The organism is Micromonospora sp. CA-248260 (assembly GCF_050942205.1).
Classification (GTDB): Bacteria; Actinomycetota; Actinomycetes; order Mycobacteriales; family Micromonosporaceae; genus Micromonospora; species Micromonospora antibiotica.
Genome location: NZ_CP192021.1, coordinates 3,079,197 through 3,098,276 on the forward strand (window position 1 = coordinate 3,079,197; position 19,080 = coordinate 3,098,276).

The 19,080-nt window shown below is 74.2% G+C and carries 13 protein-coding genes; 11 read left to right on the forward strand and 2 right to left on the reverse strand.

Features of this window, described 5'->3' with window-relative positions; genetic code table 11:
• The first annotated feature begins 45 nt into the window (after positions 1 to 45).
• Positions 46 to 2,424 (forward strand): ATP-binding cassette domain-containing protein, encoded by a 2,379-nt coding sequence (locus tag ACQP2H_RS13625; protein ID WP_433233057.1) that lies wholly within the window; start codon positions 46 to 48, stop codon positions 2,422 to 2,424.
• 248 nt (positions 2,425 to 2,672) lie between these two features.
• Here ACQP2H_RS13625 and ACQP2H_RS13630 read toward each other — a convergent pair whose 3' ends face one another.
• Positions 2,673 to 3,854, reverse strand: coding sequence for an ROK family protein (locus ACQP2H_RS13630; RefSeq protein WP_219461234.1), 1,182 nt, complete (start codon positions 3,852 to 3,854; stop codon positions 2,673 to 2,675).
• Positions 3,855 to 3,933: 79 nt separating this feature from the next.
• Here ACQP2H_RS13630 and ACQP2H_RS13635 point away from each other — a divergent pair, with 79 nt between their 5' ends.
• A complete protein-coding gene (locus ACQP2H_RS13635; protein WP_219461236.1) occupies positions 3,934 to 5,271 on the forward strand; it encodes a glycoside hydrolase family 43 protein in 1,338 nt (445 codons plus the stop codon).
• Between the two features lie 56 nt (positions 5,272 to 5,327).
• Here ACQP2H_RS13635 and ACQP2H_RS13640 read toward each other — a convergent pair whose 3' ends face one another.
• Entirely contained in the window at positions 5,328 to 6,359 is a 1,032-nt protein-coding gene (locus ACQP2H_RS13640) for a sigma-70 family RNA polymerase sigma factor (RefSeq protein WP_219469930.1), read from the reverse strand.
• Between the two features lie 80 nt (positions 6,360 to 6,439).
• Between ACQP2H_RS13640 and ACQP2H_RS13645 the strand changes: the two genes are divergently transcribed.
• The 9 genes from ACQP2H_RS13645 (at position 6,440) to ACQP2H_RS13685 (ending at position 19,075) form a co-directional block, all read left to right on the forward strand.
• Positions 6,440 to 7,270: an alpha/beta fold hydrolase gene (locus ACQP2H_RS13645; protein ID WP_219461240.1), complete on the forward strand. Its 831-nt coding sequence runs from the start codon at positions 6,440 to 6,442 to the stop codon at positions 7,268 to 7,270.
• 128 nt (positions 7,271 to 7,398) lie between these two features.
• Positions 7,399 to 10,479 carry a VWD domain-containing protein gene (locus ACQP2H_RS13650; protein ID WP_433233060.1) on the forward strand — a complete coding sequence of 1,027 codons (3,081 nt, stop codon included), beginning with the start codon at positions 7,399 to 7,401 and terminating at the stop codon, positions 10,477 to 10,479.
• 359 nt (positions 10,480 to 10,838) lie between these two features.
• A complete protein-coding gene (locus ACQP2H_RS13655; protein ID WP_219461243.1) occupies positions 10,839 to 11,669 on the forward strand; it encodes a DUF1684 domain-containing protein in 831 nt (276 codons plus the stop codon).
• 31 nt (positions 11,670 to 11,700) lie between these two features.
• Entirely contained in the window at positions 11,701 to 12,240 is a 540-nt protein-coding gene (locus tag ACQP2H_RS13660) for a flavin reductase family protein (protein ID WP_219461248.1), read from the forward strand.
• Between the two features lie 523 nt (positions 12,241 to 12,763).
• Entirely contained in the window at positions 12,764 to 14,395 is a 1,632-nt protein-coding gene (locus ACQP2H_RS13665) for an ABC transporter substrate-binding protein (protein ID WP_219461252.1), read from the forward strand.
• The gene (locus tag ACQP2H_RS13670) at positions 14,392 to 15,321 is read left to right on the forward strand and encodes an ABC transporter permease (RefSeq protein WP_357533775.1); all 930 of its coding nucleotides are present in this window, start codon (positions 14,392 to 14,394) and stop codon (positions 15,319 to 15,321) included. Before ACQP2H_RS13665 ends, ACQP2H_RS13670 begins: the two co-directional genes overlap by 4 nt.
• Positions 15,322 to 15,323: 2 nt before the next feature.
• The gene (locus ACQP2H_RS13675) at positions 15,324 to 16,217 is read left to right on the forward strand and encodes an ABC transporter permease (protein WP_357533773.1); all 894 of its coding nucleotides are present in this window, start codon (positions 15,324 to 15,326) and stop codon (positions 16,215 to 16,217) included.
• A complete protein-coding gene (locus ACQP2H_RS13680) occupies positions 16,217 to 17,851 on the forward strand; it encodes a dipeptide ABC transporter ATP-binding protein (RefSeq protein ID WP_433233063.1) in 1,635 nt (544 codons plus the stop codon). Before ACQP2H_RS13675 ends, ACQP2H_RS13680 begins: the two co-directional genes overlap by 1 nt.
• Positions 17,852 to 17,866: 15 nt before the next feature.
• Positions 17,867 to 19,075 (forward strand): LLM class flavin-dependent oxidoreductase, encoded by a 1,209-nt coding sequence (locus tag ACQP2H_RS13685; RefSeq protein WP_219461260.1) that lies wholly within the window; start codon positions 17,867 to 17,869, stop codon positions 19,073 to 19,075.
• The last annotated feature ends 5 nt before the right edge of the window (positions 19,076 to 19,080 follow it).

The following is a 19,080-nucleotide window of genomic DNA, read 5'->3' on the forward strand; positions in this document are numbered from 1 at the left end:
CGGCTATGATCCGCCGGTGGCCCGTCCGATGGTGGGAGAGACGCGATGACGGACGACCGCTCGCCCGGGCCGTACGGTGCCGACAGCCATGATCTGATCCGGGTGCAGGGCGCGCGGGTGAACAACCTGCGCGACGTCGACGTGGAGATCCCGAAGCGCCGGCTGACCGTGTTCACCGGGGTCTCCGGGTCGGGCAAGAGCTCGTTGGTGTTCGGCACCATCGCCGCCGAGTCCCAGCGGTTGATCAACGAGACCTACAGCGCCTTCGTGCAGGGCTTCATGCCGACGTTGGCCCGACCCGAGGTCGACGTGCTCGACGGGCTGACCACGGCGATCATCGTGGACCAGGAGCGGATGGGGGCGAACGCCCGCTCCACCGTCGGCACCGCCACCGACGCCACCGCCATGCTGCGCATCCTGTTCAGCCGGTTGGGGCAGCCGCACATCGGCCCGCCCAACGCGTACTCGTTCAACGTCCCCTCGGTCCGGGCCAGCGGCGCGATCACGGTCGAGCGGGGCGCGGGCCGGACGAAGACCGAGAAGGCGACCTTCCACCGTCTCGGCGGCATGTGCCCGCGCTGCGAGGGGATGGGCGCGGTCACCGACATCGACCTGTCGGCGCTCTACGACGACAGCAGGTCGCTCAACGAGGGCGCGCTGACCATCCCCGGTTACAGCATGGACGGCTGGTACGGCCGGATCTTCCGGGGCTGTGGCTACTTCGACCCGGACAAGCCGATCCGCAGGTACACGAAGACCGAGCTGCACGACCTGCTGCACCGGGAGCCCACCAAGATCAAGATCGACGGCATCAACCTGACGTACGCCGGGCTGATCCCGCAGATCCAGAAGTCGTACCTGGCCAAGGACGTCGACACCCTGCAACCGCACATCCGGGCGTTCGTGGAACGGGCGGTGACCTTCACGACCTGCCCCGACTGCGCCGGCACCCGCCTCGGCCCGGAGGCCCGGTCGTCGAAGATCGGCGGGAAGAACATCGCCGACGTCTGCGCGATGCAGCTCAGCGACCTCGCCGGCTGGCTGCGCGGCCTCGCCGAACCCTCGGTGGCCCCACTGCTGGCCGGGCTGCAACGGCTGCTCGACTCGTTCGAGGAGATCGGCCTCGGCTACCTGTCGCTGGACCGCCCCGCCGGCACCCTGTCCGGCGGGGAGGCGCAGCGGACCAAGATGATCCGCCACCTGGGGTCCTCGTTGACCGACGTCACCTACGTCTTCGACGAGCCCACCGTCGGGCTGCACCCGCACGACATCCAGCGGATGAACGGTCTGCTGCTGCGGTTGCGGGACAAGGGCAACACGGTGCTGGTCGTGGAGCACAAGCCGGAGACCATCGCGATCGCCGACCACGTGGTCGACCTCGGCCCGGGTGCCGGCTCGGCCGGTGGCGAGGTGGTCTTCGCCGGCACCGTCGCCGGGCTGCGCGCCAGCGGCACCCTGACCGGGCGGCACCTGGACGACCGGGCCGCCGTGAAGCCGGCGGTGCGCACCCCGTCGGGCGTCCTCCCGGTACGCGGCGCGGACACCCACAACCTGCGCGACGTCGACGTCGACATTCCGCTGGGCGTGCTGGTGGTGGTCACCGGGGTGGCCGGGTCGGGCAAGAGTTCCCTGATCCACGGCTCGGTGGCGGGGCGCGACGGGGTGGTGGCGATCGACCAGGGGGCGATCCGGGGGTCGCGGCGCAGCAACCCGGCGACGTACACCGGACTGCTCGACCCGGTCCGCAAGGCGTTCGCGAAGGCCAACGGGGTGAAACCCGCCCTTTTCAGCGCCAACTCCGAGGGGGCCTGCCCCGGCTGCAACGGCGCCGGTGTCATCTACACCGACCTGGCGATGATGGCCGGGGTCGCCACCGTCTGCGAGGAGTGCGAGGGCCGACGGTTCCAGGCCGCCGTGCTGGAATACCGCCTCGGCGGTCGGGACATCAGCGAGGTGCTCGCGATGTCGGTGACCGAGGCGGCGGAGTTCCTCGGTGCGGGCGAGGCGCGTACCCCGGCGGCGAGCGCCGTCCTCGGCCGGCTCGCCGACGTCGGGCTCGGCTACCTGCGCCTCGGCCAGCCGCTCACCACGCTCTCCGGCGGTGAGCGGCAGCGGCTCAAGCTCGCCACCCGGATGGCCGACAAGGGCGGCGTCTACGTCCTCGACGAGCCGACCACCGGGCTGCACCTCGCCGACGTGGCCCAGCTGCTCGGCCTGCTCGACCGGCTGGTCGACGCCGGCACCTCGGTCATCGTCGTGGAGCACCACCAGGCGGTGATGGCACACGCCGACTGGATCATCGACCTCGGTCCCGGCGCGGGCCACGACGGCGGGCGGGTCGTCTTCGAGGGCACCCCCGCCGATCTGGTCGCCGCCCGCTCCACCCTGACCGGCGAACACCTCGCGGCCTACGTCGCCCGCTGACGCCGCCCTGCCCTGCCGGGACCACCCCCGGCCGGCTCGCCCTGCGCCCGCCGGGCCGCGCGTGACCGGGGCCTGCCGGGCTGGGTCGCGGGGACGGTCCGGCCGGTGCGGGTCGCGGGGACGGTCCGGCCGGGGCGGGCGGGGCGCGGACCCGACGGTGCCGGGGGCGGCGGGGAGCAGCCGCCTCCGGCACCGGGGGCGTCAGGGCATCGACGGACCTGGTCGACGCGGCGTCGCCGCGCGGCGGGCTAGCGTCCCCTGGTGAGGAAGCCCTCCAGGGCGAGGGTGGCCGCGCCGAGGCTGACGGGGTTGCCGGCGACGGGGGAGCGGACGATTTCGGTGGCGGCGAGCGGGCGGCGCAGCGCGTGCTGGGCGACGACGGTGCGGACCTCGTCGCGCAGCCGGTCGCCGAGCCGGTCGGCGACCCAGCTGCTGAGCACGACGACCTCCGGGTTGATCAGGTTGACCAGGTCGGCGACGGCGACGCCGAGGTAGCGGGCGGTCTCGGCGACCACCTTGGCGGCGGTGGGATCGTCGGCGGCCAGTGCGGCGGCGAGGGCGTCGAGGGTGGCGGTCTGGTCCTCGGGGTGCAGCAGCGGGCTGGTCGGGGCCAGGTCGCGCAGGGTCTGCATGATGCCGGGTGCACCGACGTACGCCTCCACGCAGCCCCGGCTGCCGCACCGGCACAGCCGCCCGTCGAGGACCAGGGTGGTGTGCCCCCACTCGCCGGCGCTGTTGCTGCCACCCCGGTAGAGGGTGCCGCCGAAGGCGAGGCCCGCGCCGACCCCGGTGCCCAGGTTGATCACGGCGACGTCGTCGCGGCCCCGGGCGGCCCCGGCCCACAGCTCGGCGAGCACCGCCGCGCGCAGCGGGTTGTCCAGGTGCAGCGGCAGTGCCAGGCCGTCGGCGAGCAGGTCCCGCAGCGGTACGTCGTGCCAGTCCCAGTTCGGTGCGAACACCGACACGCCGCCCTCCCGGTCGACCTGCCCGGGGACGCTGACGCCGACGCCGAGCACCCGGGCGTCGGTGCCGGCCAGGACGGCGTCGACACCGCTGACGATGTGCCGGACCACCTGGTGGGGGCGGCGTTCCAGCGGGTGCAGTGGCTCCTCGGCCCCGGCCAGCCGGGTCAGCGTGGTGTCGAAGAGGTCGACGTGCACGTACGTCTCGGCGACGTCGACGCCGACGAGCAGTCCGCCGTGCGGGTCGGCGGTGACCAGGCCACGGGGCCGGCCGCCACCGGAGTCCTCCCGGCCTGCTTCGGTGAGCAGCCCGAGGGCGGTGAGTTCGCCGACCAGGGTGGCGACGGTGCCGAGGCTGAGGCCGGTGTCGGCGGCGAGGCGTTGCCGGCTGGTGGTGCCGGCGGCGACGACCTGCTGGACGACGGTGAGGCGGTTGGCGGAGCGGATGTCGCGGGAGGTCCGGGCCATGGCTTATCGCAACACTTACGAAAACCCTTGGCAATAGTGCAGGATGACAACCGTCGATTTATGGGGAAGAGGTGTGTCGATGGGACGTCTCCGTTACGCCGCTCTGGCGGCGGTGCTCTGCATGCTCGGTGGCCTGCTGGTCGCCGCACCCGCGCGGGCCAACGCCGCCGGGCCGGTCCCGCACTACCTGATGACCGCGTTCACCAACAGCAGCGAATCCAACATGTACGTCTACGACTCGGCCGACGCCACCCGGTTCACCCTCCAGCGGGCCAACGCCTACACCCCGCCGTCCGGGCTGGTCCGCGACCCCAGCGTCATCCGGCACACCGACGGCTACTACTACCTCGTCTACACCACCGGCTGGACCGGCAACACCATCGGCATCGCCCGCAGCAGCGACTACCTGACCTGGACGTTCCAGCGCAACGTCACCATCTCCGTCGCGCCGGCCAACGGCAGCACCTGGGCCCCGGAGTGGTTCGTCGACAGCGACGGCAGCGTGCACGTCGTCGTGTCCGTCTCGCAGACCGGCACGGCCGGGCAGTTCCAGCCGTACCGGATCACCGCGACGAACGCGGCGCTGTCGGCGTGGAGCGCCCCGGCGGCACTCGCCGGCATCGGCACCAACCACATCGACAGCTTCATCGTCAAGGTCGGCAACACCTACCACAACTTCATGAAGAACGAGACCACCAAGTACATCGAGCACGCGACCGCCCCCGCGCTGACCGGCCCGTGGAGCTGGGTCGGCACCGGCAACTGGGCCGGTTGGGGCTCCGGCCTGGAAGGCCCCGCCCTGGTCCGGCTGCCCGACAACCGGTGGCGCATCTACTTCGACCAGTACGGCGCCGGCCGCTACTACTCCGCCGACAGCAGCGACCTGTACGGCTTCACCGGCAAGACCGAACTGGCCGGGCTGTCCGGCACGGTGCGCCACTTCACCGTGCTGAGGGAGAGCGTCGGGGACAGCTCCGCCCCGCCCACCGGCAACCGCTCGCTGCGCTCGGCGAACTTCCCCGACCGCTACGTCCGCCACCGCGACAACGTCGCCCGCATCGACGTGCTGGGCAGCGGCAGCCCGCTCGCCGACCGGCAGGACGCCACCTTCCAGATCGTCCCCGGGCTGGCCAACGCGTCCTGCTACTCGTTCCGCGCGGTCAACGGCTCCTACCTGCGGCACTGGGACTTCACGATGCGGCTCGCCGGTAACGACGGCAGCGCCGTCTTCGCCGGGGACGCCACCTTCTGCAGCCGCACCGGGCTGGCCGGGGGCGGCAGCTACTCGTTCGAGTCGTGGAACCACCCCGGCCGCTACCTGCGCCACTACGACTACGTGCTGCGGGTCGACCCGTACGCCGCCGGCAGCACCTTCGCCGGGGACGCCTCGTACACCCTCACCACGCCGCTGGCCTGAGCCCGGCGCGGGGCCGGCCGGTGGGCGCAGCCACGTCCACCGGCCGGCCCCGGCCGTCAGCGGGTGGCGGGCAGGCCGAACGCCGGGAACAGGGTGTCGTCGAGGAACGAGACGAGCTGGGCGATCCGGCCGTCGCGCACCGTCAGCACCGTGATCGACCACGGCAGGTAGGGGCCGGTGTCGCCCGTGCGCAGATAGTTGGCCACCGCCGGTTGCCCGTTGGCCGCCACCGACACGTGTCGCCAGCTGCCACAACTGCCCAACGGCATGGTCCGGGCGAAGTCCAGCACCGCGTCGCGGCCGGCGTACCAGTGCGGCAGCGGTGGCATCGACCAGGTGACGTCCTCGGTGAGCAGGGCGACCAGGGCGTCGGCGTCGCCGTTCTCCAGGGCGGCGGCGTAGCCGGCGGCGACCTCCCGCAGCCGGGCGTCACCGAGCGTGCGGAGGGTCCGCTGCTGGCTGCGGGCCGGCACCCGCTCGGCGACGACCCGGCGGGCCCGCGCCAACGCCGAGTTGACCGAACCGGTGGAGGTGCCCATCATGGCGGCGATCTCGGCGGCGGTGAAGCCGAGCACGTCGAACAGCAGCAACGCGGCGCGCTGGTTGCCGGGCAGGTGTTGCAGCGCGGCGACGAACGCCAACTCGACGGCCTCCCGCTGCTCGTAGCGGGCGTCGGGGGCGGCCGGGCCGGCGACCAGGGCGGCGTCGGGATACGGGCCGAGCCACCGGACGTGGTCGGCGGCGGCGCTGCCCGGCACGGCGTGTTCGCTGGCCGGCCCCAGGTCGACAGGCAACGCCCGCCGGCCCCGCCCGGTGGACAGGTCCAGGCAGGTGCGGGTGGCCACGGTGTAGAGCCAGGTCCGCAGCGAGCTGCGCCCCTCGAACCGGGGCAGCGCCCGCCAGGCCCGCAGCAGCGCCTCCTGCAACGCGTCGTCGGCGTCGTGCGGGGAACCGAGCATCCGGTAGCAGTGCGCGTGCAGCTCCGGCCGCAGCGGCGCGACGAGCGCGGTGAACGCGGCGTCGTCCCCGCCCCGGGCCCGGGTCAGCGTCGCCTCGTGGTCGTCGGCCGTGATGTCGGCGAGAATCATGCTCACGACCGACGATTCTGCCCCACGCCGGGAGTCTGCACCGTGTAAGAGCCGCACGTCACGACCCGGAGGACCCGATCATGAGCAGTCCCACCACCATCCCGGTGACCACCGCCACCCTGTCCGTCCCCGACGGGACCCTGCACTTCGAGGTACGCGGCCAGGGCCCCCTGGTGGCGCTGGTCGCCGCCCCGATGGATGCCCGGGCGTTCGCCCCGCTGGCCGACCTGCTCGCCGCCGACCACACCGTGCTCACCACCGACCCGCGCGGCATCCGCCGCAGTCGGCTGCACGACCCGGAGCAGGACTCCACGCCCGAACTACGCGCCGACGACCTGGCCCGGCTGCTGGCCCACCTCGACGCCGGCCCGGCGACGGTGCTCGGCTCCAGCGGCGGCGCGGTCACCGTGCTGGCGCTCGCCCACGCCCACCCGCAGGCGGCGCACACCGTGATCGCCCACGAACCGCCGCTGCTGCTCCTGCTCGACGACCGCGAGGAACTCCTCGCCCGGGAGGACGACATGGTCGCCACCTACCGGCGCGGGGACCGGCTGGGCGCCTGGCGGAAGTTCCTCGCCAACGCCAACATCGCCATGCCGGAGGAGATGATCCAGGGCATGTTCGGCCGCGACCCCGACCCGCAGGACGCCGCCGACGAGCGCTACCAGTACCTGCACACCCTGCGCGGCACGACCCGCTACCAGCCGGACGTCGCCGCGCTGCGCGACGGACCCACCCGGGTGCTGGTCGGCCTCGGCGAGGAGTCGGCCGGGGAACTGTGCGACCGCAGCTCCCGGGCGTTGGCCGCCGCGCTGGGGGTGCCACCCACGATGTTCCCCGGCGGGCACATCGGCTTCACCGACGACCCCGCCGGCTTCGCCGCCCGGCTGCGCGAGGTGATCGCCTCGTGACGGTGGGGCGTCCGTAGGTCGACGGTCCGGCCGGAGTGACCCGCGTACCGTAGGACCGGCCGGGGCGGCGGCGACCGATGCACGACAGTGGCGCGGGCGGTGGGCGTCGCGGTCCTAGAGTGCCGCGCATGAAGCTGATCGTGCGACTCGCCGGCGGGTTCGCCGTCCTCGTGGCGGCGTTGGCGGCGGGGCCGGGGGCGGCCTGCGCCGCGCCGGCCGACGGAGGTCTCGGGCTGGACCTGCGGACCACCGCCCCGCGGTACGCCCCGGGCGAAGCGATCCGGTTGACGCTCACGGTCACCAACGCCACCGGCGCGGCCTGCGGCCTGGCCACCGTGGCCGACGGCACCGTGCAGGTGACCTCGGTCCGCCGCGACGGTCAGGAACTGGTGCCGGCGCTGGGCCGCAGCTTCTACGGCGACGGCATCGGTGCCGCCGCCACCGCCGGCACGACGACCGTGGAACCCGGTGCGAGCGTGGCCGTGCCGCTGGCCGGCACCCGGATGCACGACGGCACCGACGCCGGTGCCGTCGTGCTGCGGTCGGTGGCGGCGACCCCGGACGGCGGCGGGTTGGACACCCTCTGGCCGGTCGGGGCACCCGGGGTTTACGAGGTGACGGCGAGCTGGACGGCGCTGCCGGTGACCGGTCTCGACACCCCGTGCACGGGCGCGACGGCGCTGCGGACCACCAGCTTCACCGTCGGCGACGACCCGGCCGGCCGGGGGTGGTGGCCCTGGCTGCTCGGCGGGGCGGTGCTGCTGCTGGTCGTCGTGGGCGGGCTGGCCGTCCTGCTCCTGCGGCGTGGTCGCCGTCGCCCGACGCTCGTCGTGGCGCTGCTGCTCGTCGGCGTCGGGACCGCCGTCGGGGGCACCGGTGGGCCGGCCCGGGCCGACTACCAGGTCGACCCGAGCGCCGGGGTGCCGGTCAGCGGCGTCGACTTCCAGGCGGCGGTCGACGGCTGCCTCCAGGGGTTCGCGGCGGCCGGCGGTGACCCGGCGGGCATCCTGCCCCGGCTCAAGGACACCAAGACCCCCCGGGTGCGGATCATCCCCACCCCCGGTGGGTCGGGGTCCTTCGAGACTCCCACCAGCAAGGACGGCAAGGGCTCGTCCACGGTGACCTGGAACCCGACCTCGGTCGACCCGTACGGCGACGGGATCGCCCGGGACCCGTGCGCGGCGCTCTACCACGAGCTGAACCACTCCGACGACATCTCCCGCGACGCGGTGCCGCAGGGCGACTGCGGTGGCACCGGGATCAAGACCGCCGAGGTCAAGGCGACCCTGGCGGAGAACAGGTACCGGGCGGCCAAGGGTCTGCCGGCGCGCACCGAGTACGACGGCAAGACCCTCCCGAAGAGCCTCGACGAGTGCAGGAAGCCCGCGAAGAAGACTCCACCGCCGAAGGGCCCGGTCAAGCTCTGCGAGGACGGGGGCGACTGCGGCGGCACCAACGGCGACCCGCACCTGGTCACCTTCGACCGGCACTACTACGACTTCCAGGCCGTCGGCGAGTTCGTGCTGGTCGGCTCCACCTCGGGTGCCCCGCTGGCGGTGCAGGTCCGGCAGACGCCGATGGGCGACTCGCGGACGGTGTCGGTCAACACCGCCGTCGCCGTCCGGATCGGCGCCCACCGGGTCGCCCTCACCCTGGTCGACGGCGACACCGAGGTACGCGTCGACGGTGCCGTCCGCGTCCCGCCGCCGGGGGAGACGGCCCTGCCCGGCGGTGGCACGCTCACCCGCCGTGACTCCGACACCGGTGCCGCCGACGGCTACGACCTGGGTTGGCCCGACGGCTCCGCCGCCGCCGTCGACCAGATCGGCCCCTACGGCTACCGGGTGCTGACGAAGCTGGCGGCGAGCCGGGCGGGGAAGGTCCGGGGACTGCTCGGCGACTTCGACGGCGACCCGACCGACGACGTCGCCGCGCCGTCCGGTGCCGCCCTGCCCCAACCCGCGCCGTTCGCGAAGCTCTACCCGTCGTACGCGGACAGTTGGCGGGTCACCCGGGACAGTTCCCTGTTCAGCTATCCCGACGGCCAGGACACCGGGTCGTTCACCGATCGCGGCTTCCCGGAGCGGGCGGTGACCCTCGACGACCTCGACCCGGCCCGGCGGGCCGCCGCCGAGCAGGTGTGCCGGTGGGCCGGGATCACCGATCCCTGGCAACTCGCCGAGTGCGTCTTCGACGTGGCCGTGACCGGCCGTCCCGAGTTCGCGGTCAGCGGCGTCGGCACCGAGCGGATCGCCCCGCCGGCCGACGCGCCGATCGCCGCGACACCGATCGCCACCGGCGCGCTGACCCCGGGCGGCGACCCGCTGACCTTCCGCGGCCGGGCCGGCGACGCCGTGTTCGTCGACGTCAGCGCGCCCGGCCTGGCGGACCGCTGCTCCCCGTACCGGCTGCTCGACCCGACCGGGACGGAGCTGGCCAGCGGCTGCAACATCGACGGACGCGGCCTCGTCGACCGCACCGAACTCACCCGCGACGGCAACTACACGGTGGTGGTCGACGCCGCCGCCGGGGGCACCGGTCGGGCGGCCGTGCGGGTCTACGCGGCCCGGGACGTCACCGGCACCCTGCGACCGGACGGGCCGGCGGTCCCGGTGACGATCGCCGGGCCGGGCGGCCGGGCCCGGTACCGGTTCACCGGCGTCGCCGGCCAGCGGGTCTTCGTCGAGGTGCCGGAGAGCACCCTGCCGGACCAGTGTTCCCCGTTGGAGCTGCGCGATCCGGACGGACAGCGGCTCAGCAGTGGCTGTGTCGTCAACGGCACCGGCGACATCGACGGCACGGTGCTGCCCGCCGACGGCACGTACACCGTGCTGGTGGACCCGGTGGACCGTACCGTCGGCACGGTGGCGCTGCGGCTGTTCGTCACCGGGGACCGGTTCGACCCGATCGCGCTCGACGGACCGCCGGTCGTCGCCACCGTCGACCGGCCCGGCGCGGTGCTCGGCTACCGGTTCACCGGTACGGCCGGCACGTCGGTGACCGTGACGGCCACCGACGCCACCCTGCCGGACCAGTGCTCGCCGCTGGAGCTGCGCGACCCCGACGGGGTGCCGGTGGGCACCGGCTGCGTGGTCAACGGTGCCGGTGGCATCGACGCGACCGTCCTGCCGGCCACCGGTGTCTACACCGTCGTGGTGGACCCGTCCGGGGCGGCCACCGGCACCGTCACCCTCACCCTGCGACAGTGACCTGAGGGCGAGGGTCGGCAGGTGAGGGTGGCGTGGACCGCGTGACGCCCACGGAGCGGACGGCTCTGGGCCGGGGCTTGAAATCCTATCGCATTGATAGGAAAATGAGGCCATGCTGCGCGTTCGGCTATTCACCTCCCGCCGGGTCGTCGACCTGATGCGGGTCGCCGCGCAGCGCTGTCCCGGCACGCCCGTCGCGGCCTGACCGGCCGCGCCGCCGCCGTGCCGGTCATCCGCTGCCGGCCCCGGTCACCGGCCGGTGACCGGCTTCAGCCCCGTCAGCCCTCCAGCCCGCGCGTGGCCGCCCGGCCCGCCCGGCACTTCTTCCACGACCTCGTCGTCCGACCGGGGGAGTCCCGATGACCGACACACCGACCGACACCGCCGCCTTCGTCCGCGACTGGCAGGACTGGCACCGACGGCACGAGGAGGCGTTGGCGGCCCCGCACGGTTTCCTCGCCGTGACCGGGCTGCACTGGCTCACCTCCCGGCCGCAGCGCTTCCCCGACCTGCCGGGGCGCTGGCACACCGGTGACGAGGGGGTGGTCGTCGAGCTGGCCGACGGCGAGCAGCTCACCATCGACGGGCAGCCGGTGCGGGGCCGGCACGGGTTCGCGTCGATCGCCGAGCGCGGCGGGCTCACCGTCGGGATCGAGGGCGGGGTGCTGGAGGTGGCCCGTCGGGGCGGCCGGGACATCCTGCGACCCCGCCGCCCCGACCACCCGCTGCGCACCGGTTTCCGGGGCACCCCGGCCTACCCGCCGACGCCGCGCTGGGTCCTCGACGGGCGGTACGTGCCGTTCGACGCACCCCGGCCGACCACAGTCGGCGCGGCGGTGGAGGGGTTGGCACACGTCTACGACGCCCCCGGTCGGATCGAGTTCAGTGTCGACGGGGTGCCGTTGAGCCTGACCGCGTTCGACGGCTTCACGCCGGGCAGCCTGTCGGTGCTGTTCACCGATGCCACCTCCGGGGTCACCACCTACCCGGCGAACCGGTCGCTGGCCGTCGACGCCCCCGACGCCCAGGGGTGGGTGACGCTGGACTTCAACCGGGCGACCAACCTGCCCTGCGCCTACACCGACTTCGCGACCTGTCCGCTGCCGCCGGTGGAGAACCGGCTGCCGGTCGCCGTCGACGCCGGCGAGAAGCTCCCGTACGAGCGGCACGCGTCCGCCGGGCAGCCGTGACCCGCCGATCCGCGCGCAGGAGGTCCCCCCGATGACCGAGCCCGACAATCGTCCACCGCCCGTCGACGCCGATGCCGACGCGCTGCGTACGCTGCTGCGCCATCAGGCCAGCACCGTCGTGGTGGTCACCGCACCCGGTGCCCCGGCGGTCGGCTTCACCGCCACCTCGTTCACCTCGGTGTCACTGGCCCCGCCGATCGTCTCGTTCTGTCTGAATCTCGGCGCGTCGAGCTGGCCCACGGTGGCCCGGAGCCGGCACGTGGTGGTGCACCTGCTCGCCCACCACCAGCAGGAGCTGGCCCGTACCTTCGCGACCAGCGGCATCGACCGGTTCGCCGCGCCGACCCGCTGGCGGACCGGGCCGGAGGGTGCGCCGATTCTCGACGACACCCTGGCCTGGCTGCTCTGCCGGGTGGTCGAGCGGGTGGTCGTCGGCGACCACGCGATCGTGCTCGCCGAGCCGGAGCTGATCCAGCACGCCGACGTGGGTTCGCCGCTGCTCTACCACCGGGGTCGTTACGCCGGCCTGGCCGGTGGTCCGGACGGCGTGACCCGCCGCCCCGCCGCCTGACCGGCGCGGGCCCGACCGGGGTGACCGGCCGGGCCCGGGTCGCGGCCGATGGCTGCCGTGCCGGGTGCCGATGGCGTCCCTGCCGCTGGTCCCGGTGTCGGCGTCACCCGTCCGGGACCCGGGGTGGGTCCCGCCTCGGGTCGTCGCACGAGACACAATCCCCGTAAATCCTATAGCTTTAGTAGGGTATGCGTCAACGGATCGACACCTCCGGGTGCGATAGCCGACATCCGCCGCGCGATTCGTTGACACCGGCGACGCCCGACGGTGGACTCGGCCCATGTCCAGCGAGCTGCGGTTGACGATCCGCGGCCACATCGACTTCGGTCGGGTGTGGTCGAGTTCCTGTCTGGCCTGACCCGGCACCCACACCCGTACCCGACGCGCCGCACCGGCCCGCCGAGGTGGGGCTCACCGCCGAGCTGACCGCCGCACCCCTTCCCCGACACCCCACCGGCCCGCGCACCCTGCCCGGCCGGATGTCGGCGTACCCCTCCCGCCTGTCTGGACAGGAGACCCCGCCATGTCCGTCCGCCCCCTGCGGACCCTCGCCGCCGTCGTGCTCGTCCTCGCCGCCGGCTGCGCCACCACCACCGACCCGGCCGTCGAGGCCGTCGGACAGCCCCGCTCCGGCGGCGCCCTCACCTGGGCCGTGGAGACCGAACCGATCACCCTCAACCCGCACCAGTACGCCCAGGCCAAGGCCCGCCTGCTGGTGTGGAACAGCTTCGAGTCGCTGCTCACCTACGACGACCGGGGCGCCCTGGTGCCCTGGCTGGCGACCGGCTGGCAGGCCACGCCCGACGGGCTGAACTACACCCTGCCGTTGCGCGCCGGAGTGACCTTCACCGACGGCACCCCGTTCGACGCCGTCGCCGTCAAGGCCAACATCGACAAGCTCCGCGAACCCGGGTACGCGCCCGCCGTGGCCGCCGTGCAACTGCGCCACCTCAAGGCCGTCGAGGTCGTCGACCCGCGCACCGTACGGCTCACCCTGACCGCCCCCGACGTGCTCATCCTCGACTTCCTCGCCTCCCCGCAGGGCGCCCAGGTGTCTCCGAGGTCGCTGCGGGAGGCCAGGAACCTCAAGGCCGGCGGCGTCGACGTCGTCGGCACCGGACCGTTCGTGCTGGACCGCTACGTCCCCGGCCAGGAACTGCACTACCGGCGTAACCCCGGCTACGACTGGGCGCCACCCACCGCCGCCCACACCGGGCCGGCCCACCTCGACGAGATCACCTACCGGTTCCTCAAGGAGTCCGCGGTCCGGGTCGGCGCCCTCACCGCGCAGCAGGTGCAGCTCATCGAGGGGGTGCCCGCCACCGACCAGCCACTGATCACCGGCAACCCCCGGCTGCGGCTGACCCGTCAGCTGAACTCCGGCTCCGCCTACTCGTACTACCTCAACGTCTCCCACGCCCCCTTCGACGACCTGCGGGTCCGACAGGCGTTCCGGGAGGCCCTCGACGTCGACACCGTGCTGGCCTCGGTCTACCGGGACACCGCCACCCGGGCGTGGAGCGTGGTCAGCCCGTCCAGCCCGCTGTACGACAAGCGGCTGGAGGGCAGCTTCGGCGGTGACACCGCCAGGGCCAACCGCCTGCTCGACCAGGCCGGCTGGGGGGCCCGCGACGCCGACGGCTACCGCACCCGGGACGGCCGGCGGCTCACCGTACGGCTGGTGCAGGCCGCCCCGTACGTGCGCGACCGCCGCGACGTGCTCGCCCAGGCAGTGCAGGCGGCGGTCAAACAGAGCGCCGGCATCGACCTGAAGGTCGCCGTGGTCGACCAGGGCACCGCCCAGCAGGCGTTCGAGCGCAACGAGTACGAGGTCTTCGACAACTCCCGCGCCGACACCGACGCCGGCGCGGCGCTGAACCTGCTGCTGCACTCCGGTGGCGGCATCAACCGCACCCGGATCAACGACCCGCAGCTCGACCGGCTCCTGGAAGCCGGGCAGGCCACCGCCGACCCGACCCGTCGGGCCGCCGGCTACGCCGACCTGCAACAGCGGGTCGTGGCCGACCAGGCGCTCGCCCTGCCGCTCTACGCCCCGGCCGACCAGATCGCCGCCAGCACCGCCGTGGGTGGGGTGCGGTTCGAGCCCACCGCCGGGGTGCCCGCCAGCGCGTACGACCTGTGGATCGCGCGATGAGCCTGCTGCGGGCGGTGGCCCGCCGTGTGGTCGCCGGTCTGGTCGTGTTGTGGGCCGCCGCCACCGCCGCCTACCTGGCGCTGCTGGCCGCGCCGGGGGACACCGTGGACAGCATCGTGGGCGACGGCGCGGACACCCCGCAGATCCGGGCCCAGGTCATCGCCGAGTGGGGTCTGGACCGGCCGGCGGTCGGGCAGTACCTCGACTACCTGTGGCGGCTGGCCGGGGGTGACCTGGGCCGCTCCTACCTGCGGCAACGCCCGGTCGCCGAGGTCATCGGCGAGCAGCTCGCCCCCACCGCGACGCTCGCCGTCGCCGCCGCCGGCCTCGGGGTGCTGCTGGCCGTGGCGGTGGTGGTCGGCACCGCCGGCCGTCGTCGCCGGTGGCCGCGCCGGGTCAGCTCCGCAGGCGAGCTGCTGCTGGTCTCCACCCCGCCGTTCCTGATCGGCCTCGTGCTGCTCAGCGTGCTGTCCTTCCGGTACGGGCTGTTCCCCGTCTCCGGCGACCAGGGGCCGGCCGCCCTGGTGCTGCCGGCGGTCACCCTCGCGCTGCCCATCGCCGGTCTGCTCGCCCAGGTGCTGCGCGACGGCCTGGACCGGGCACTGGACGAGCCGTTCGTGCTGACCGCCCGGGCCCGCGGGGTGCGGGAGCGGACGGTGCTGCTGCGGCACGCGCTGCGGCACGCGCTGCTGCCGGCGGTCACCCTCGCCGGCTGGCTGTTCGGCATCCTGCTCGGCGGCGCGGTCATCGTCGAGCAGGTGTTCGGTCGACCCGGCCTCGGTCAGGTCACCCTGAGCGCCGTGACCGGCAAGGACATGCCGGTCGTGCTGGCCGTGGTGACGCTCTCCGCCGCCGTCCACGTGCTGGTCAACACCGCCGCCGACCTGACCTACCTGCTCGTCGACCCGCGCCTGCGAAGGAGCTGACGATGACCGTCACCCTGGGCACCACGCCCACCGCCGAGAAGGCGGCCACCCTCGCCGCCCACCCACCCGCACCGGTACGCCGACGCCGGGGCCGACCCCGACCGGGACTGCTCGTCGCCGGGGCGTACCTGGGCCTGCTGGTCGTCGCGGCGGCCGTGCCGGCGCTGCTGGCCCCCGGCGACCCGATCGCCGCCGACCCGCGCGCCGCGCTGGCCGCCCCGGACGCGGCGCACTGGCTCGGCACCGACCACCTCGGCCGGGACGTCTGGACCCGGGTGGTGCACGGCGCGGGGCACTCGCTGACCATCGGGCTCGCCGCGACCGCGATCGCGGTCACCGGCGGGGTCCTGCTCGGACTGCTCGCCGGGCTGGCCCACCGGTTCGCCGACGAGACGCTCAGCCGCAGCTTCGACGCGCTGTCGGCGTTCCCGCTGCTGCTGCTGGCGCTGCTGCTGATCACGGTCGCCGGCCCCGGTACGGCCAGCCTGATCGTCGCCATCGGCATCGCCACCCTCCCGCACCACGCCCGGGTGGTACGCGCACAGACCCTGCTGGTCCGTCGGGCCGGCTACGTCGAAGAGGCGGTCAGCTTCGGCCTGTCCCGGCCACGTCTGGTGCTGCGGCACGTGCTGCCCAACGTGCTCGGCCCGGTCCCGGTGCTCGCCGTGATCGGGCTCGGCGAGGCGATCCTGGCCGCCGCCGGCCTCAGCTTCCTCGGCCTCGGCCCGCAACCGCCGTCACCCGAGTGGGGCGCGATGCTCTCCGAGGGGCGCAACTACCTCCAGGTGGCCTGGTGGATGACGGTGCTGCCCGGTGCGGCGGTCACCGCGACGGTGGTGGCGTTGACCGTCGTCGGCCGGCACTGGCAGGCCCGCTTCGACGGGCGGCGACCCTGATGGCCGCGCTGCTCGCCGTCGAGGACCTGCACGTCACCTTCGACACCCCGACCGGCCCGGTGGAGGCGGTCCGGGGCATCGGCTTCACCGTCGGGGCCGGCGAGTGTGTCGCCGTCGTGGGAGAGTCCGGCTCGGGCAAGAGCGTCACCGCCCGTACCCTGGTCGGCCTAGCCGGTGCCGGCGCCCGGGTCCGCGCCGCCCGGCTCGACCTCGCCGGCCGGGACGTGCGGGGCTACCGACCACGGGACTGGCAGCGGGTGCGGGGCCGGCTCGCCGGGCTGGTGACACAGGACGCGCTGGTCTCCCTCGACCCGCTGCGCACGGTCGGCGCGGAGATCGGCGAGGTGCTCGCCGCGCACGACATCGTCGGTCGGCGGGAACGCGTCGGCCGGGCCATCCACCTGCTCGACCAGGTGCACGTGCCCGAACCCGGACGGTGGGCCCGGCAGTACCCGCACCAGCTCTCCGGCGGGCTGCGGCAGCGGGCGCTGATCGCCTCGGCGATCGCCGGGGAACCCGCCCTGCTCATCGCCGATGAGCCGACCACCGCGCTCGACGTCACCGTGCAGGCGCAGATCCTGCGGCTGCTCGCCGAACGGCGGGACACCGGCGTCGGCCTGCTGCTGATCAGTCACGATCTGGCGGTGGTCGCCCAGGTGGCCGACCGGGTCCTCGTGATGCGGGACGGCCGGATCGTCGAGCACGGTCCGACCGGCCGGCTGCTGCGGGCCCCGCAGCACCCGTACACCCGGCAGTTGCTCGCGGCGGTGCCGTCGGCCTCGTCGCGGGGACGTCGACTCGGCGAACCGGCCCGGGTCCGCGACGACTGCGCCGTGCCGGTGCTGCGGCGCACCCCGCTGCCGGCGCGGCCCGTCGTCCGTCCCGACGACACCGTGCTCGACGCGGTCGGCCTGACCCGGCGGTACGGCCCGCACACCGTCGTGCGGGACGTCTCGTTCAGCGTGGCCCGGGGCGAGACGCTGGGGCTGGTGGGCGAATCGGGCTCCGGCAAGAGCACGATCGCCCGGCTGGCCGCCGGACTGCTCACCGCCGACGCCGGCGCCGTCACCTTCGAGTCGGCCCGGTGGTCCGGGGTGCCGGAGCGGGCCCGCCGTCCGCTGCGCCGCCGGTTACAGCTGATCTCCCAGGACCCGCTGGGCTCCTTCGACCCCCGCTACACCGTCGGCCGGGTGGTCGCCGAGAACCTCGACCCGGGTCCGGACCGGACCGACCGGGTGCTCGCCCTGCTGCACCGGGTCGGCCTCGGCCCGGACCTGCTCCACCGGCACCCCCGGTCGCTGTCCGGCGGGCAACGGCAGCGCGTCGCCATCGCCCGGGCCATCGCCCCCCGACCCAGCCTGATCATCTGCGACGAGCCGGTCTCCGCCCTCGACGTCTCGATCCAGGCCCAGGTCCTCGACCTGCTGGCCGAGTTGCGCGCCGCCGACGGCACCGCCCTGCTGTTCATCTCCCACGACCTCGGCGTGGTGCACCACCTCGCCGACCGGGTGCTGGTCCTGCACGACGGTGTGGTGGTCGAGCAGGGCCCGGTCGGTGACGTCTTCAGCTACCCCCGGCACGACTACACCCGGTCCCTGCTCGACGCGTTGCCCACGCTCGTCACCGCCGGCTGACCGTAGGAGGAACCCATGCCCGATCCCACCCTGCACCTGGCCGTGGCCCTCGACGGTCTCGGCTGGCACCCCGCCGCCTGGCGGCTGTCCCACGCCGACCCGGCCGGGCCGCTGTTCCCCCGCTGGTGGTCCGCCCTGGTCGGACAGGCCGAACAGGCCGCCCTGGACCTGGTCACCATCGAGGACTCGCTGGACCTGCAGTCGTCGCTGCCCGACGGGCCGGACGGTCGGACCGACCAGGTCCGGGGTCGCCTCGACGCGCTGCTGGTCGCCGCCCGGATCGCCCCGTCGACCCGGCACATCGGGCTGATCCCGACCACCAGCGTCACCCACACCGAGCCGTTCCACGTCTCCACCGCGGTGGCCACCCTCGACCACGTCAGCGGCGGGCGGGCCGGCTGGCGGCCCCGGGTCTCCGCCCGCCACAGCGAGGCCGCGCACTTCGGCCGGCGTGACCTGCCCCCGCTGGACCCGACCCGGTCCGACGACCCACGGACCGTACGCCTCGTCGGTGACCTGTTCGCCGAGGCCGCCGAGGCCGTCGAGGTGGTCCGGCGGCTCTGGGACAGCTGGCAGGACGACGCGGAGATCCGGGACGCCCCGACCGGCCGGTTCATCGACCGGGACCGGCTGCACCACACCGACTTCACCGGCCGGTGGTTGTCCGTCAGAGGACCGTCGATCGTGCCCCGGCCGCCGCAGGGGCAGCCGGTGGTCGCCGTGCTGGCCCACTCGACGGTGCCGTACGCGTTCGCCGCCCGGCACGCCGACGTCGTCTTCGTCACCCCCACCGACGCCGCACACGCCGAGGCCGTCGTCACCGAGGTCCGGGCGACGGAGGAGACCGTCGGCCGGTCCGGCCCACCCCTGCGGATCCTCGCCGACCTGGAGGTGCTGCTCGACGACACCCCGCAGCTGGCCCGGCGTCGGCGGACCCGGCTGGACGAGTGGCACGGCGCGGAGTTCTCCTCGGACGCGGCGAGCTTCACCGGCAGCCCCGGACAGCTCGCCGACCTGCTCGCCGACTGGCGGCGGGCCGGGGTGCAGGGATTCCGGCTGCGGCCCGCCGTGCTGCCCGACGACCTCACCACGATCACCCGGGCGCTGGTGCCCGCGCTGCGGGACCGGGGCCTGTTCCGTGCCCGCTACCCCGGCGGAACGCTGCGCGACCTGCTCGGCCTGCCCCGGCCGGCCAACCGGTACGCCGTCGCGGGCCCCCGCTGATCCCA

What these genes read in the sequence shown, in the direction of transcription:
- ACQP2H_RS13625 (WP_433233057.1), top strand. Translation starts at nt 46, where the DNA reads ATGACGGACGACCGCTCGCCCGGGCCGTACGGTGCCGACAGCCATGAT.
- ACQP2H_RS13630 (WP_219461234.1), bottom strand. Translation starts at nt 3,854, where the DNA reads ATGGCCCGGACCTCCCGCGACATCCGCTCCGCCAACCGCCTCACCGTC.
- ACQP2H_RS13635 (WP_219461236.1), top strand. Translation starts at nt 3,934, where the DNA reads ATGGGACGTCTCCGTTACGCCGCTCTGGCGGCGGTGCTCTGCATGCTC.
- ACQP2H_RS13640 (WP_219469930.1), bottom strand. Translation starts at nt 6,359, where the DNA reads ATGATTCTCGCCGACATCACGGCCGACGACCACGAGGCGACGCTGACC.
- ACQP2H_RS13645 (WP_219461240.1), top strand. Translation starts at nt 6,440, where the DNA reads ATGAGCAGTCCCACCACCATCCCGGTGACCACCGCCACCCTGTCCGTC.
- ACQP2H_RS13650 (WP_433233060.1), top strand. Translation starts at nt 7,399, where the DNA reads ATGAAGCTGATCGTGCGACTCGCCGGCGGGTTCGCCGTCCTCGTGGCG.
- ACQP2H_RS13655 (WP_219461243.1), top strand. Translation starts at nt 10,839, where the DNA reads ATGACCGACACACCGACCGACACCGCCGCCTTCGTCCGCGACTGGCAG.
- ACQP2H_RS13660 (WP_219461248.1), top strand. Translation starts at nt 11,701, where the DNA reads ATGACCGAGCCCGACAATCGTCCACCGCCCGTCGACGCCGATGCCGAC.
- ACQP2H_RS13665 (WP_219461252.1), top strand. Translation starts at nt 12,764, where the DNA reads ATGTCCGTCCGCCCCCTGCGGACCCTCGCCGCCGTCGTGCTCGTCCTC.
- ACQP2H_RS13670 (WP_357533775.1), top strand. Translation starts at nt 14,392, where the DNA reads ATGAGCCTGCTGCGGGCGGTGGCCCGCCGTGTGGTCGCCGGTCTGGTC.
- ACQP2H_RS13675 (WP_357533773.1), top strand. Translation starts at nt 15,324, where the DNA reads ATGACCGTCACCCTGGGCACCACGCCCACCGCCGAGAAGGCGGCCACC.
- ACQP2H_RS13680 (WP_433233063.1), top strand. Translation starts at nt 16,217, where the DNA reads ATGGCCGCGCTGCTCGCCGTCGAGGACCTGCACGTCACCTTCGACACC.
- ACQP2H_RS13685 (WP_219461260.1), top strand. Translation starts at nt 17,867, where the DNA reads ATGCCCGATCCCACCCTGCACCTGGCCGTGGCCCTCGACGGTCTCGGC.